The organism is Ignavibacteriota bacterium (assembly GCA_016218045.1).
Lineage (GTDB): Bacteria > Bacteroidota > Ignavibacteria > SZUA-365 > SZUA-365 > JACRFB01.
In genome coordinates, this window is the sequence record JACRFB010000001.1 from 15,014 (window position 1) to 30,964 (window position 15,951).

The 15,951-nt window shown below is 56.3% G+C and carries 15 protein-coding genes; all 15 read right to left on the reverse strand.

Annotation, left to right across the window (positions count from 1 at the left end; translation table 11 throughout):
• Positions 1-198 precede the first annotated feature (198 nt).
• A complete protein-coding gene (locus HY962_00070) occupies positions 199-849 on the reverse strand; it encodes an FkbM family methyltransferase (GenBank protein MBI5645298.1) in 651 nt (216 codons plus the stop codon).
• Positions 850-1,124: 275 nt separating this feature from the next.
• Positions 1,125-1,940 carry an FkbM family methyltransferase gene (locus tag HY962_00075; GenBank protein ID MBI5645299.1) on the reverse strand — a complete coding sequence of 272 codons (816 nt, stop codon included), beginning with the start codon at positions 1,938-1,940 and terminating at the stop codon, positions 1,125-1,127.
• A 144-nt stretch (positions 1,941-2,084) separates the two neighbouring features.
• Positions 2,085-3,200 (reverse strand): glycosyltransferase family 61 protein, encoded by a 1,116-nt coding sequence (locus HY962_00080; protein MBI5645300.1) that lies wholly within the window; start codon positions 3,198-3,200, stop codon positions 2,085-2,087.
• 39 nt (positions 3,201-3,239) lie between these two features.
• Positions 3,240-4,661 carry a hypothetical protein gene (locus HY962_00085; GenBank protein MBI5645301.1) on the reverse strand — a complete coding sequence of 474 codons (1,422 nt, stop codon included), beginning with the start codon at positions 4,659-4,661 and terminating at the stop codon, positions 3,240-3,242.
• 73 nt (positions 4,662-4,734) lie between these two features.
• Positions 4,735-5,604, reverse strand: a complete 870-nt coding sequence (locus tag HY962_00090; protein MBI5645302.1) for an N-acetylneuraminate synthase family protein — start codon at positions 5,602-5,604, stop codon at positions 4,735-4,737.
• A 39-nt stretch (positions 5,605-5,643) separates the two neighbouring features.
• Positions 5,644-6,687 carry an acylneuraminate cytidylyltransferase family protein gene (locus tag HY962_00095; protein MBI5645303.1) on the reverse strand — a complete coding sequence of 348 codons (1,044 nt, stop codon included), beginning with the start codon at positions 6,685-6,687 and terminating at the stop codon, positions 5,644-5,646.
• Positions 6,688-6,749: 62 nt separating this feature from the next.
• Positions 6,750-7,694, reverse strand: coding sequence for a glycosyltransferase (locus HY962_00100; protein MBI5645304.1), 945 nt, complete (start codon positions 7,692-7,694; stop codon positions 6,750-6,752).
• 65 nt (positions 7,695-7,759) lie between these two features.
• Positions 7,760-8,548, reverse strand: a complete 789-nt coding sequence (locus HY962_00105; protein ID MBI5645305.1) for a hypothetical protein — start codon at positions 8,546-8,548, stop codon at positions 7,760-7,762.
• Between the two features lie 18 nt (positions 8,549-8,566).
• Positions 8,567-9,628: a glycosyltransferase family 2 protein gene (locus tag HY962_00110; protein ID MBI5645306.1), complete on the reverse strand. Its 1,062-nt coding sequence runs from the start codon at positions 9,626-9,628 to the stop codon at positions 8,567-8,569.
• Positions 9,629-9,679: 51 nt separating this feature from the next.
• Positions 9,680-11,173: a hypothetical protein gene (locus HY962_00115; GenBank protein MBI5645307.1), complete on the reverse strand. Its 1,494-nt coding sequence runs from the start codon at positions 11,171-11,173 to the stop codon at positions 9,680-9,682.
• Entirely contained in the window at positions 11,149-12,207 is a 1,059-nt protein-coding gene (gene pseI, locus HY962_00120) for a pseudaminic acid synthase (GenBank protein ID MBI5645308.1), read from the reverse strand. Before pseI ends, HY962_00115 begins: the two co-directional genes overlap by 25 nt.
• On the reverse strand, positions 12,204-12,689 hold the full coding sequence (locus HY962_00125) for a GNAT family N-acetyltransferase (GenBank protein MBI5645309.1): 486 nt from the start codon (positions 12,687-12,689) through the stop codon (positions 12,204-12,206). The genes pseI and HY962_00125 overlap by 4 nt, the downstream gene beginning before the upstream one ends.
• A gap of 37 nt (positions 12,690-12,726) precedes the next feature.
• Positions 12,727-13,758 carry a UDP-2,4-diacetamido-2,4,6-trideoxy-beta-L-altropyranose hydrolase gene (gene pseG, locus HY962_00130; GenBank protein ID MBI5645310.1) on the reverse strand — a complete coding sequence of 344 codons (1,032 nt, stop codon included), beginning with the start codon at positions 13,756-13,758 and terminating at the stop codon, positions 12,727-12,729.
• Positions 13,755-14,927 carry a UDP-4-amino-4,6-dideoxy-N-acetyl-beta-L-altrosamine transaminase gene (gene pseC, locus HY962_00135; protein MBI5645311.1) on the reverse strand — a complete coding sequence of 391 codons (1,173 nt, stop codon included), beginning with the start codon at positions 14,925-14,927 and terminating at the stop codon, positions 13,755-13,757. The genes pseG and pseC overlap by 4 nt, the downstream gene beginning before the upstream one ends.
• Positions 14,924-15,937 (reverse strand): UDP-N-acetylglucosamine 4,6-dehydratase (inverting), encoded by a 1,014-nt coding sequence (gene pseB / locus HY962_00140; protein ID MBI5645312.1) that lies wholly within the window; start codon positions 15,935-15,937, stop codon positions 14,924-14,926. Before pseB ends, pseC begins: the two co-directional genes overlap by 4 nt.
• Between the last annotated feature and the right edge of the window lie 14 nt (positions 15,938-15,951).

The window sequence follows — 15,951 nt, forward strand, 5'->3', positions numbered from 1 at the left end:
TTCGAGCCGGTGGCGCAAAAGTCACTGCGGTCACGGAGAAAACATCCCGGAGAGCACGCAGTGTGTAGCGTACACGCTGTTGCTGTCCGGCGTGCCCAGGAAATGGCGCCACATGGGTGACTAACAACAAGTGCGGCTTATGCAACATTTCTTTCAAGGCAACTTACGACTAGCGGATTAGTATCTGGTTGAACTCTTTCAATTAGCGATGTTAAACTCTTCTATATACCTCTCCCACTCTGCAGCGCGTTCTTTTGGATAAAGAAAATAATTTGTGCTGCCTTCAGACACCCGATTGATGGCTGTGGTCCTACGTAGCACGCCTGATTCGTCGATTAATAGCCAACAATAGGCTTCAGACAACGCTGTTTGAACAGTCTCCCCGACCTCATTATTTAACACCTCAATAATCATTGTAGGACGCGATCTTCTGATGATGGTGTTCATGCCCAGTAAGACCTGAGGCTCATGAGTTTCAACATCAATTTTAACAGTAACCGCTTCTCCGTCCCTTATATTCAGGATTGAATCAAGCTTGGCAACCTGGACCATCGATGTCAACTTCAACTTCGGGTTGCCGAGCATTGCAATCGCATCACCCTCTCTGTCGTAATTTAAGCTCGCAACTCCATCATAATCTGATAATGCCATCTGATGCACGTTTACATTATTGTAGCCGTTTCCTTGTATGTTTCGGTACAATGCATGCGCGTTACTTTGTAGCGGCTCAAATGCATGAACCAAAATTCTCGGATTAGCAGCCGCTGCTGCAATGCTGTACAGTCCTGCGTGTGCACCGACATCGACAGCCAATGTTGCGGACTTGCATAGTTTCGCCCACAATTTCATGGAATGTGGTTCACCACATCCTGATAGGCCATCCCAAAACATATCGTTTGCATCTGAATAGACGTAAAACTTACACTCATCACTCACTCTCACAAAAACCCTGCCCGAGTAACGCAAACTTCTCTTAAGTCGTCGAGAAGGACGAAAGGGCCTAACACATTTGAACAGCATATTTTTCCCGGGCAAAATGTTTACCAATCGGGCTATTTGGCGTAAAATACTCATCTGATTCATAACTAATGGTTGAGACGCTATTATAATCTTTGTTACTCCAATCACTTTGATAATTTATTTTCTTCTTTACTTAACACACAGTCGTACTCGATCGCGTTGCGTGATATTTTTGAAATGGTGATGGGGTGGATACAGGATACCCTAAAATTATAGGATTGATAAACACCCAGCTCTTCAAGCATACTTGCTGCATTTACATATAGAGCGCCAGCGGAGAGTTCTGACTGCAGCACTTGTATCTCATGCACGTGTTCGCGCACTCCTGCAAACACCTGCGCGTTATAGCCCTGTGTATCCATCTTCAACATGATGCGCCGATTCGGCAGGCCCTCGGTGCATTCCTCCCATAGGTCATCCAAACGGCGCAATTCCACCTGCTCGGTTGCAACGATATCCATCCCACTGCCGACTATGTCCGTGTACTCGGGTCCTGGAGTGAGAACGCTGCAAAGCAGAGGGTTGCGTGTTCTGTTAAACGTAACCGTACCAGTCTCCTCGCCAAGAGCGCAGCACTTGACGCGCCAGCGAGCGTCACCCTGCGCCGTTTGTTGCAACCGTGAAAACAGGTCGGCCGCAGGTTCGAAGGAGATGATGTCGCCGGTGTAGCCCAATTCCCGCAGACCTTGTCCGTACTGTCCGACATTCGCCCCCACATCGAGAACCAGGTCTATGGCCCGCGCCTTCAGAACCTGCTGCAGATGCTTGCGGAACATGGCGCGATGGACGCCGCGCTGCCATAAAAACCAGTCCACGCCGCGTGGTAGTACAATGCCTCCCTTGCCGTTACGGAGAAATTCGTACCCTGCCGCGCCAATCAGCCTTTTACCAAGAGATCGTATAAAACTCGTCATGATCATGTTTTCCCGTGGCTTTGTATGCCACATTGCATATCACACTCGGGACACACGGCCCGGAGCAGGTATAGCGTGCCTCGTAGCCGCTGAGTGTCTAACACACTGTTAGATTCTAGACGGACGTTATAGTGGAGGGTCTGGAAATGCTTACTGCCGTGCCACGGCTGCGCACGCTTCAGAAACGGCGTCAAGATCGTATTCCACGTCGGCATGCCTGCGTTTGTTGACGCCCCGTACTTCCCGGTCGATTTCACCGTCGTGAAGAGCACCCATCGGCCTCACCACAACATGGTCGTATCCGAGTGACGCGGATAGGTCCGAATAAAAGACATCGGCGTTATGATTCGCCAGTTCGAGAATGCGGCACCCTGCTGGTGCGAATACCATATTGCTCAAACCCGCGCCATGAGGACCGGCAATACATTCAGCGTGACGAAACGTATTGACTTGTTCGACAAAGCTGAGTTGTGCAGGATCGATAACAGTGAACCCATGCCGCTTCACGACACGTAACAGCGCCTCTTCGTTGCGCACGGCACGCTTCACTGCCGAGGCGCGTGACACATAAATACGGCGCGCCGCGCCGCCCTTCGAAACGAGGCGTTCAAACACCGTTGTCCGCAGCCGCTCCAGATGATGGAGGGGAATACGCCACGAGACCGAATTGCAGACAAAGGATGGTATTATCGCCGTGGCCAGGCCGAGTTCCTCCGCGGTATTCACATATTGCAATTGAAAACCACGCGGAAGACACAATTCCAGCGACTCCCGCACTACCGGACCTACAGTCGCGGGATGTACTATCGTGAGGGGTTCCCCACGCGCCTCCAGAGTGTACAACCGGAGTATGCCGTCGATAAGCCAGTGATAATAATTCCGGCAGTCCGATGTTGCGATGTAGGCACTTGCACCCTCAACTCTGTGCGAAGGGCGGTGCCGTTTCCCCGCATACACAGCGGGTGGAAGATACCAGCGGTACTCGTAATCCCCATCGGCAACACTGTCTCCATATCTGTCGAAAATCCGCCCGTTCGCCGGACGGAGAACAACATCGTCGACAGCGACACTATAGACGGAGTCCTGGGCAACTCCGTGAACTATGTTTCCATGTTCCTGCGGCGAGTGTCCTGATGCGGGGCTCAACAGGTGCACACGTGAAATAGAGGCCGTTTCCGCCCCGTAGATCCGCGTGCGCGCCGTCACGAGGCGTGTCCCCATCATTCGCTCGAGAGCAACAATGGTTCCGCGGAGAATGTGTTTCATACGTTTAGGCAAGGTCCGGCCTGTGTGTGATGACAACCATCATCCACGTCCTGTGCCTGCATACGAGCGCACTATGTCGAGCAACACGGCTGCAACACGCTCGCCGGCATGGCCATCAAGCAGGTTTCCGAACACGGCACCCATATACGCCTGCCGTTTCTCGTGTAGTTCCGCCGGATTCTCCAGCGATCGTTGCAGCATGGCATGCATGTCCTCTACCGATCGCGCGATCATTGTTGCGCCACTTTCGGCAATGGGTTTGAAGTGATCGAAGTCGATGTGCCGGCTCCAGCGGTCCGCATGTGCCAGCGTACTCCCCGGAGGATCGAAGCCGATGTTGATGACCGGTTTGTCGAGCATGAGAAATTCGAGTGTGACGGTGGAGGCGGCATTGATGCTCACGGCGGCGTGATGCAGAAGACTCGTGTACATCTCCAGATCGTCATACCGTGGAGTCGCCCAGCGTTCGTCCCAACCCGCGGCGGGAAATACGACGTCGGGAAAACTGCGGCGTGAGAAGGCGCGCATTTCTTCACCGAGGCCTTTCACATATACGCGGACGACAAGTTGCGGCACATCCTTGACACCGAGCTTTTCGAGCATGCCGATAACGGTCTCGATGTGTTTTTCCTCCTCACGAAAATGAAACGTCACACCGGTGGTCCACAGAATGAACGGACGTGCCGGATCTATTCCGAGACGCGCACATAATTCCTGCCTCGGAAGTATATACTGCGGATCGAAGTGAAAATCGAACTGCGGTGTACCGGTGACATGAATAGTTTTCTCCGGGATGCCGGGATACAAGTCCAGCAATTGCCTCTTCATCGGTTCGTGCCAGACCAGATAATGGTCGTACGGGACAAAGATGCGGCTGCGCGACGTCAGATTGTCCCAGGAAAAAATAAAACCCGCCACGCGATACCCAAGGCGACGAGCAACTTTCGCCGGTAATTCGCCCGCCTGCCCATGAATATGCGAGGTATTAAAAACCAGATCCGGAGCGAGACGGCGGAAAAGATCGTCGAGTTCACGCGTGGGTCGGAAAAACCAGCTTAAGGCCTGTTCCAGGCGTGTCATACTCGAGAGAAGCGGCCTGAAGGCCAATGTGCGCAGTACCGCGCGTTTGAGCCCGAGTTTGATCCTTGCACTGGTACCGTGTGCGCGCGCATCAGCGAACTCCCACACGTTTTGCGCGACCTTGCTCCATAACCATCGAAAATGGGCATCGTGAATCAGCGCCCTGAAACGCACGATCCAGCCGCGTTCCGGATACTCTGTCAACTGCACGATTTCGTCGATATACTGTCGCGCGGGAGCGAAGAACGCTTCGTCTTCTATCACTGTCAACACGGTGAGACGCGCATGTTCGTGGAGTCGTCGCAGGACGCTGGAGTACAGAAAGTTGCGAACGGCTTCACCGCGGACGATGATCAGGACGATATGTGGGCGATGGGGCAATGGATGGGCTATGTTGAAAGTTGAAGGTGGAAAGTGCGTGCCCGCCGAAAGACTGAAGGCGCGTAGGCGGGGTTTATACGCGACGGAGGCGTTCGCGGGCAATCGATTCTTCAGGATAGACCTGTTTGATTCCGTCGCCGAGGGCATCCTCAACGGCGCGTATATAGGTGACGAGACGTTTAAATCCGCCGGGCTCGATGGATGCCGCCTGATCCGATCCCCACATGGAGCGATCGAGGGTGATGTGGCGTTCCACCGCGCACGCCCCGAGTGCCACCGCCGCCGCCGTGGTCGGGAGACCGACCTCATGCCCCGAGTAGCCCACCGGACATGGGAACACATCGCGCAGCGTCCTGATCATGTTCAGATTCAGTTGTGTGTTGGGACACGGGTAGGTACTTGTTGCATGCATAATGAGCAGCCGTTCGACGTCGAGCAAGGACACGGCGGACCGTATCTCGTCCATGGTGGACATGCCCGTCGATAACAACAATGGCTTCCCCGTCCCTCGCAATTTCTCGAGCAGGGCAGTATCCGTGACGGCGGCGGACTGCACCTTGTAACACGGAGGATCGAACGATTCCATAAAATCGACGGCCTCCTCGTCCCAGCACGAGGCGAACCAGTCAATGCCGCGCGCGCGGCAGTGTTCTGCAATGTCCTCATACTCCTCTTTCCAGAACTCCACTTTATGCCGATACTCGAGATATGTTATATAACCCCATGGAGTCTCGCGCATTTTGGACTTCTGGGCCTCGGGAACACACAACTCGGGAGTACGTTTCTGAAATTTCACCGCGTCGCACCCGGCATCACTGGCAGCATCGATCAGTCGTTTTGCGTTGTCGAGACTGCCGTTGTGGTTGATGCCGATTTCGGCGATGATATACACGGGGTGGCCGTCACCGACGGGCCGCGAGCCGATCTGCAGTGTGCGTGTCATGCTGGGGAATTTGAATGATGTGTCGCCGTTGACGTGAATTCAGAGTGTGACAGAATACGAATCCGCTGTGTTGCCCAGACGCAGGGCTGTCTCGATAAGATGCAGCGATGTAAATCGATCGTCGATATAGTAATCCGCGCCCGGCTTTCCCATGTACAGCCGGTGATACTTCACACCCCAATCCTGCATCTGGCGCTCTGTTACCGCACGCCAATCCAGACCGGTCATGGTGCCGCGCGCCGTATACAGGAATATGGTATTCCCCGCGTCGTAGAGACGGTTGACAAGAGCAATCGAATCGTGGATGGGGCCGGCGGTGTCGTACCGCATGTCGCGCACGATGGTGGCGAGTACCCCGTCGATGTCGAAGGCAAAGGTTCGTCCGCGAACATCGGGCAGCACACCCGTGCCGGCCTTCTCGAGATCGAACAGGTCGTCGATGTCGAAGAAGTGATCCATCAGGTGTCCGCGAATGCGCGTCCCCGACATCAGTCCTTGTTCGAGTATCACACTGCTTCGCACCACGTCGATGCATCCGTTGTGATAATATACACGCGGGAGTTGCTGACGCGGCATATTGTAGGGTTCACGAAGATCGGACGACATCACCGGGACGAGCATGTCCGCGTCTCCAAGAGTCCACATTTTATACGGCGTGATGGGTACCGGCGAGATGCTGCGCACCGAATCGAGACTGTTGTCGGAGGCGAGTTGCTCGATACACGCGGTGATGTCCCGCGTGTCGCGAATTGGATACGTGGGACGCAGATGGACGCAGATATCGGGAATCGCGCCCTCGTTCTCCTTCATCCATGTCAGCGTGTGATGGAAGACTTCCAGATCCGTGCTATTGTCCTGCGCGAATTCGGGCGGACGCAGGAAGGGCGTCTCGGCCCCGTATTCACGGGCGATCCGCGCATACTCCTCGCTGTCGGTGCTCACCAGCACGCGGTGAATTGCCTCGCAGGCGAGCGCCTGTTCGATGCTGTGCGCGAGCAAGGGCTTGCCCTTGAACGGATAAATGTTTTTATCACGCAGACTCTTCGAGCCGGCACGCGCGGGAATGAGGGCGAGAACGTTCATCGTGTTGGTTGGGACGGTGGGTGTGTCAGGTGTAAACGTGAAACGGATGCCTCCTTGTCACGTTATGCGAATGTCTCGGGACTGCGTCGACGCAGTCTGAGTACATATATCCACGATCTCAGACTCGATACGCGGCACGCATACCCCGGAGCTATGGTCATCATACGCAACATCGACAGCACGCCCCTCCAAAGGGACGGTGACTGCAATGCGTATTTTCTGTATCCATGCGCGAGGATGCGACGCGCCGTACGTCGTCGCGACCGGTCGGCCGCGGTGTTGCCATCGAGGAAGCGCAAGGGGAGAGCGGCGAATTCCCTGTAAAACGGCAAAGTGTCGGCATCACTTTTATTCGCACCATGCATACGGAAGGCGGCATAGACCGCCTCCGAGAGAGTGATGCCGCGCACTCGAGCCACACGCATCAGCAATTCTCTGTCCATTGTGTAACGCAATTCTTCTTGGACCGTCCGTCCCACTTCGTCGAGACATGCGGCAGAATAAAACGTCGCCACTTGATGCAGCCGGTACGAGGTTCCTGTGCTAAAATCGGCGGGTGTTCCCCCTTCCACATACGGAAGACGAGGTGATGACATGATGCAGGAGGCGCTGTCCATGTACACAAAAGCGCCCGTCACCGCTCCGCATGTCGGATCCGCCTTCCAGCGCTCGGCGGCATCGCGCAACGCGCCGGGCATCAGCATGTCGTCGCTGCCCATGAAGGTCAGAAGCCGACCCTGCGCGACGGCAAAACCCTTGTTCACCGCATGGGCCTGTCCGCGGTCGGGTTCGCTGACCGACCAGGTCAGAAGATCCCTGTACGCGGCGAGAATGTGTGGCGTGGTGTCGTTGCTGCCTCCGTCAACCACGATGCACTCAACATCGTCGTACGCCTGCAACAATACGCTCCGTATCGCCTCCTCGAGATATTCACCCTGTTGATACGATGGGATGATGATGCTGAAACGAGGGTCTCCGGGCTGTCCGGGTTGAGAAGTGTCTACCATGTCATAGGGCCAGCCCGCGCGTGGCGACAATGGGGCCACCATACGGCGGCATCGCTCGGCATATGTCATGGCACTATGTACTGCTCCCAGAAAGTCCTATCCCATTTTGCCCATGCGTGGCATCCAAACGGGAGCGCCCCACCGTTCATCGCCACCCAGTGACGGGGATTTTTTTCCACGGAGAAGCGGGAAGCGACCTCGATCGGCGCGATGGAAAAGTCGGGATCGAACAGAGGTGCACGCAACGACCAGAAGAGGTCTTCATTGAGACGATACGCCGCGGCGTAGCTTTCGGCACCCCGGCGCATCGCGCGGCGGATGCTCCAGAGTTTCCGATACTGTTTCCACTTCGGGAGTATTGCAACATCCGCGGGAAATGCGGCGCCGGGAAGAGCGCCTATTCGAGCCGGGCCGGATTTTTCGAGCACCTGCAAACACGCCGTGACACGACGGAGGCTGAATCCGCCGTTACCAACAAACACGGGCGAGCTATCATCATCCTTGTGCACGTACACGGGTGCCCCGATATAGTCGTACCCCGCGTCGCACCAGTGGTTGAGATCGTCCGCAAAAACCAGCGCGTCCAACTGGCAGATGAGAATGAACTCGTAGGCAGCAAACCTCCGATAAAAATTCGGCGTGAGTAACAGTGTGCTGTACGCGTCGATGCTGGTAAAAAATTTGTTCGGAAATACTATGGGAGAAAACGGAAAGTCGCCTGACACACAGTGTTCGGGAATAATACAAAATGTATCCCACGCCGCGAGATGCTTGCGGAGATGACGCACCGTGGGTTCTTCCAGTGGATCGATCATATCCCTATACATGGGTATCACGATTGCGGCACGTGTCATGCTGCTAACGTCTGACACTTATTCTGTGACCGACAAGTCGAAGTACCGGCGCCTGTAATCACGGTAGCCCTCGAGCTTGCCACGTATACTCGATCGCAGCAACGAGATCTGCATCCAGTGTGTCAGACCGAACACACGCAGCATGCCCGGCTGATTGCGGTTCCCGACACAGAGGTCGTACGCGGCAAACAGCCAGGCGGTGGCCGGCGACCAGTAGTTGCGCGCTGTAAACAACATATTGTTGCGCGACCATTGACGCACCGCGGCAATTGTCCGTGCACGCTCCTGCAGTCCCTGCGGGCGCGGGGTTGCCTTGTGAAGACCTGTGTACCGTGTGGAATACTCGATGTAATACCCTGCCCGCACAAAGCGCCGGCAGAGTTCGGTTTCGGAACGATAGCCAATACCGTTACTTGTATAAAATGTTGGAAAAAATCCCACTCTCCTGGCGATGTCCGTACGGAACGCCTGACACGCACCCTTCACATGGTCCACCCGGTGTTCCATCCCATACGGCAGATAATACATTCGTGTCGAGACGCGCCCCCATCGTGATATTTTTCCGGCTGCATAGGTGTAGCGGGCGATCCGATACCACCAGCGCCGCAGTCCGGAAACCCCTCTTTCGAGCTCTACTTCCCTGTGTCCGAGTCCAAGCACACCCAGTGACGGATCGCCTGCAAAACGCTCGATCATATATCCGAGAGTATCCGGGTCCAGCATCTCCCAGTCGTCGTCCATGCTCAGGATGATATCCGCGCGGGCCATACGGCAGCCGATGTTACGCGAAATAAAATCACCCTGTTCCGTTGTGATTACATATATAATTCTGGGATCACCCGCGGCGAGAGCACGCATCACCGCTTCGGTATTGTCTGTGGAGGGGCCGTTATCCACCACGATGATCTCGAAGCGCTTCTCGTTCTGCATCTGCAGCGATACAACCGCTTCTTTCAACACCTGTCCCCGGTTATATGTAGGTATAACCACGGAAAAACGAGGAACCTCGCCACCGTCCTGATTCAGACGAATGATTGTCCGGCCGTTGCCATCGTGTGTTTCGTGTAACGTATGCATCATTCTCTGCGGCGGCACTCAGACGGATGGTTTCCGGTGATGATCATACAGATGTCATCCGGTTTGTAATACGAGTCGGAGAAGTTCATCCACAGAACATCCACGGTGAGGAAATGGCGAATGGTCGTCATCACTCTCACGTGAGAGAGGATGCCCTGCTGTTGCGTCATCCAGCCCACGGAGAAGTGTTATCAGCTCCCTTCCTTCACGAATCGGAACAGCGACCTCATCGATAAGATCAATGGGCTCATCCATTCCATGTACCAAGAGCCGCCCTGCCGTTTTTCCGACTCCTGCCGCCAGATACAATCCCGTGGAGGATGCGGAGAGCACCACACGCACTGTGGGGCAGCGGAGAAGCTCCGGAAGTGTCGCGTCGGTGTATCCGAGAAGCCCCGTGTTTCCGAGTGCGCGCAGTTCCGCGCAGACCGCGGATTCACCGATCCTGTCTCCTACATGATGTTCCTTGATAAGGAAATACCACTCCGGGTTGGCGGTTGCAACAGGTAGCAGCAGGGAGAGCATGTTCCGAGTGCCTTCGACGAGCCGGGGGATGGCTTCGACAAACTGCGACAGGACCAGAACGACCGGGCGGCCGCTGCTCTGTCTGCGGAGTACGGCGTCGCGCTGCAGATCGGCCGCGATATCCGCACCCTCGAGAATTAGATCGAATTCCGCGTTACCCGTGATGTGTATGTTGGGCACATCGTCATCGGGCAGATAAGACAGGAGCATCCTTTCATCGGTCCGGTTCCACACACACACGGTGGTCGCCAGATACGGATGTTCGTGGATGGTGGAAAAACCGTGATGATAATGCAGCACGGGAAGTCCGAGTGACCGCGCGGCGGTGAGCAGCTCGCTGCAGGGTGCAAACCTTTCGTGCGTCACGACGACGGCTCTTGCGTGTACGCTCCCGAGATATCTCCCGTATGCGGTGATTCGTTGTGAGACGCGGAGCACACGGAGCCACAACGACAGCGGATTGATCCACACACCAGCGAGACTCAGGCCGCTGTGTTGTATCAGCGTCACGGTGAGGCCCATCGCGACGCGAAATGCACGGACGGCACACCGGATCGCGGCACGTTTCGACGGAGCATGATTGATATAAGAGGACAACCTCGCCGGCACACCCGCCGCGTCTGCCACTTCTCCGTTTCCGCCTTGCGGACCGAAAAGGACCGCGTCGACTCCCGCCGAGCGCGCACGCTGGGCGAGCAACTCCATCGTACCGCGGGCATTGGTCAATATCTGGTGATACGCGAGTACCACGGGATGATGGGCCGTCTCTCGGAGATCTACCGGACGTGTGAGTATGTAAGCGGCAATTTTACGTACCGCGCCTATTGTATCTCGAAACAGGCGGGTTAATCTCAAACGCAGTGGAAATGGATAGACGAGTTCCATACCCAACGCGAGCACCTCGGGATGACGATGGCGCAATGAGGCGACAGCGTCGCGATACATCAGCCAGCGATCGTACCACGACGACGTATCCGGCGCAGCAGCGCGCTGCCCGCCTACGCGCGCTCTATCATGTCCCACGATAAAGGTGTCCCTGCTTCAATATCGTACAGAGCACGTCCGCCGAGGATTGCCGCGAGATGTTTTGGCGCAATTCCGTGTGCGGGCCGAATGGAGCGGACGTTTTCCCGTGTGAATACTTCTCCGGCTCGTACGGGCGCAACGACAAAGAGGGAGCGCCGGAATGAACGGCTCGCGGCTTCCGCGTCCTGCACCGTGTAGTTGACGTGTCCTATCGCCTTCTCCGCAACACGCACCGCGTCGACCATGGCCCGGAACTCGTCGGGCTCCAAGGAAAAGGCGCTGTCGGGTCCACCGTCGGAGCGGTGCATCGTAAGATGTTTCTCGATAATTCTCGCCCCGAGCGCAACAGCGGCAACAGGCACGGCGATTCCCGTGCTGTGGTCGGAGAGACCGACCGGCACTCTGTACCTCTGCGCCAGGTCTGGAATGGTGGCAAGATGCATGTCGTCGGGTTTCGCCGGGTAAGCACTCGTACATTTCAGGAGGGCCACCTCCTCCGCCCCGGCGGCCGCGATGGCCTCCATCGCCTCGTCTATTTCCTCGAGCGTGGCGGCCCCGGTCGACATCAAGATCGGTTTTCCTGTGCGCGCGATGGTGTCAAGCAGGGGCAGATCCACAAGTTCCAGTGAAGCCACCTTGTATGCCGGGGGATCCAAGCGTTCGAGAAAATCAACCGCGGTATCATCAAATGGTGTGGAGAACGCAAGCAGCCCTGCCTCTCGTGCGGCGGCAAACAACTCGGGAAACCATTCCCATGGTGTGTAGGCCTCACGATACAGATCGTGCAGCGTACGACCATCCCATAATGTTCCCCCGGCAATCCGAAAGTATTCTTTGTCGGATCGGAAGGTGATGGTATCAGCAGTGTACGTTTGGAATTTTACCGCATCAGCACCAGAGGCCTTTGAGGCGTTTATTAAATTGATCGCTGTACCGAGATGTTGATTATGGTTGGCAGATATTTCGGCGATAATGAAAGCACGGCTAGCGCCACCAATTAAATAATGATCGATGGTGATATTATCTTTCATAACGCTGGTTTTGTAATAATAAGGTGGTTCGCTTCTTCCCCATTAATTGTGACCAGTCCATGCAACGCGTATCCGGCGAAGACAACCATCTTGAGTGAGCGCTCATTGTTTAACTTTACGAATGCATGAATGCGCTCAACTGGCGTATTCGAGAACAGCCAGTGGGAGGCTTCAGCGAAAATGGACTTACTCAATCCCCTACCGCGCTGTTCTGGGTCTATCGTAATTGATATTGTCCCTTCGCCATTGTCTATTTGACATCGAATCACTCCGATTGCTACACTATCAGAACTTATCGCCATAAGTAAAACTGTATTCTCGTCATCAATCCTTCGTGCAAGCCAGGACAGATGGTCCTCCCAGGGAATGGGTTCGGAGGAAAAAGAAGCAGCTCTGACGTCGGGATCGTTTGCCCACTCAAAGAGCAGACGCGCGTCGTCCATGGTTGCGCGGCGGTAATGGATTTGTGGATCAGAGGTCATACCGGTTGCCTGGAGTGAATGGAACAGGGCAAAAAGACTACATCATCGACGCGAGTATATCGAGCACACGCTGCGTGCCAAGGCCGTCTACGAGCGCACGCGCCTGCCGCGCGATTTTTTCCCGTACCTGCGAATCGTTCAGGAGCAGACGAAGTGCGTCAATCACGTTGGCACCATCATCGGGCGTTACAAGCATTGCCGCGCCTCTCGCGTCGATGGCGCGGGCTGCTTCGCGCTGATTCTCGGCCGTGATCAACGCCACCGTGGGCACACCCAGATACGCCAATTCCAGCAGAGTACTCCCAGCAGCAGAAACCGCAACATCCATGCCGCGCATCAGCAGCGCCACGTCGTGGTGATCCCGATGTACTGTCAGGTTCAGCCCGGCATTCGATGCGGACTGTATCCACCCCGTGTCGTGCATATATCCGCCTCCTAGCAGTACATGAACGTTTGGCAGCGCGCCCGCGTCGCGGCACAAGATCTGCACCACACGTGCCGTGATATTTGCAGGGTCACTCCCGCCCAACGTGATGAGCAGGCGCGCGGGGTGCGCGACAGGCGCTCGATCCGAGACTGGTGCGGCGAGAAAAGCCCGGCGCAGCAGTGCGTAATCCGGTCCGAGCAACAACGTGGCGTCTGGCCGGGAAGATGTATACAATACCTCGGACGCGTGGACGTTTTGATTCACTATGATATCGACCGCGTACGGCGCGGCCGCGCCCGTGTCGTCCATACACAACACGCGGTGTCCCTCCGCACGCAGTGTTTCGAAATACGAGGAATGAAACTGATATCCATCGACGACGATCCACCCGGCATGAAAGGCCGCGGCTTCACGGTGCAGCGCGGTGGCGTCCTGCTGCGATCCCGCCTCCGCTTCGATGACGTGCACCTCGGCGCCTTCGGCGAGATACTGTTCGCGCACACTGGACGGGAGTTGCGCGGAGCAGAGCAGCACGGCGCCGCCTCGATCGATCACGGCCTGGGCGCATGCGAGCATACGTATCGCATGCCCGTGTCCCATCGTTGCGCCGGCATCGGTCCTGATCGCGATGCGTAATTTCAATCCTGGTATTCCCCGACAGCGGCATGCAGGGAGGCGACAACATGATCCCACTCGTCGTCGCGCAGGGAGGGGAACATGGGCAGACTCAGGCAGCGGGCGTAATGCTGCTCCGCGACCGGACAATCTCCGGGTGCCGAACCGAGCGCACGGTAATATGGCATCAAGTGCACAGGTATATAATGCACCTGAGCGAACACGCCCCGCGTGCGCAGATTATCGTACAGCTCGCGGCGCCGCCCGCTGCGAATTACAAAGAGATGCCATGCATGATCGCGGCCGATTTTTCCGTATGGCAGCTCCAGCGGGAGGTCCGCGAGGGCGGAGTGGTAACGGTCCGCTATTCTCCGCCTCTTCTCGAGATTGTCCTGCGCGCGAGACAACTGCGAGAGACCGAGCGCGGCCTGAATATCGGTGAGCCGGTAATTATACCCCAGTTCCTGCATCTCGTAATACCATCCCCCATGCTGCTCATGCATGAGCGCTGGTTCCCGCGTGATGCCGTGCGTGCGGAGCACACGAAGCCGATGGTACAACTCCTCGTTGTTGGTTGTGATCATCCCGCCTTCACCCGTGGCGATATGTTTTACGGGATGAAAAGAAAAAACTGTAAGGTCCGCATGTGATCCGTCGCCGCAGCGGCGGTTGCTTCCGACCGTATCCAGAAACGTCGCCCCTGGCGAATGACATGCGTCATGCATGATCCACATACCGTGCTCCCTCGCGATGGCGTGTAGGGAGGGTAGATCCGCGGGCAAGCCCGCGTAGTCCACCGGGATGATACCACTGAAAGTGCCCGAAGGGGCGGACTCTATCATTGTCCTGACACGGCGCGGATCGAGAGTCCAGCTCCCCTCTTCGATGTCACAGAATGTGACGTCGCCGCCGCAGTAGCGGACGCAGTTTGCCGATGCCGCGAACGTCATCGGCGTTGTTATAACACGCGTCCCTGCGTGCACTCCCAACGCCTGGGCTCCGAGGTGGAGAGCGGCGGTACCGTTGGCAACCGCAACCGCAAAGCGGCTTCCCACATACGTCGCAAAGGCGGTCTCGAACGCATCGACCGCCGGTCCCTGTGTGAGGTACTCCGACTGCAACACCTCGATCACCGCGGCGATATCCGCTTCGGTGATCTCCTGGCGCCCGTAGGGTATGCGCATGGGTGTGTTCATGCCGTAAATCCCGGATCGACATGCAGACGTATCAGGTGGCGCAATGTTTCAACATCGAGCCATTCGGTATTGGTCCCGCTGTTGTACTGGAATCCCGCCGGCACGGCGGTGGCGTTTTTTGCGGTGCGAAAATCGTCGATGGGCCATATCGGCTGTGTCGGAAGAATGACGTAATGCGTCCCGAGGTCCCAGCAATAAAACGAATCGGATGAGGTGATCATCTCCTCGTGAATTTTTTCGCCGGGACGGATCCCCACAATTTCGGTACGGCATTCGGGCGCAATGGCCCGGGCGAGATCGAGAATCCTGTACGACGGGATTTTCGGCACGATCAATTCCCCTCCCCATGCCTCATCGATCGCGTGTAATACCAGATCGACTCCCTCGCTGAGCGGGATGTTGAATCGTGTCATCTCGGGATGTGTGATGGGAATGACGCCCGTGGCCCGCCGCGCGAGGAAAAACGGGATGACGGAACCGCGAGAGCCCATGACGTTCCCGTACCGGACGACCGAGAAACGGATGTCGCGCCCGCCCTTGATGTTGTTCGCCGCGAGAAACAGTTTATCGGAACACAGCTTGGTTGCTCCGTACAGATTGATCGGCGCAGCGGCTTTATCGGTCGACAACGCAACGACACGTCGCACACCGAGTTCCAGCGAGGCGGTGATCACGTTTTCGGCGCCGATGATGTTTGTCTTGATAAACTCCATCGGATTGTATTCCGCCGCGGGCACTTGTTTCAGCGCCGCCGCGTGTATCACGATCTCGATTCCTTCCAGGGCGCGGCGCATACGGTCGAGATCCCGCACGTCGCCGAGGAAGAAACGGATCTGCGGGTAGCGTTCGTGAGGATACATCTGCGCCATCTCGAACTGCTTCAACTCGTCCCGTGAAAAAATCACGAGTCGTTTCACGGAAGGATATCGTTCGAGAAGCGTGGCCACGAACTGCTTCCCGAAGGATCCAGTTCCGCCGGTGATGAGAATACTGCTGCCGTCGATGGTCATCGGATGTTTCCGGG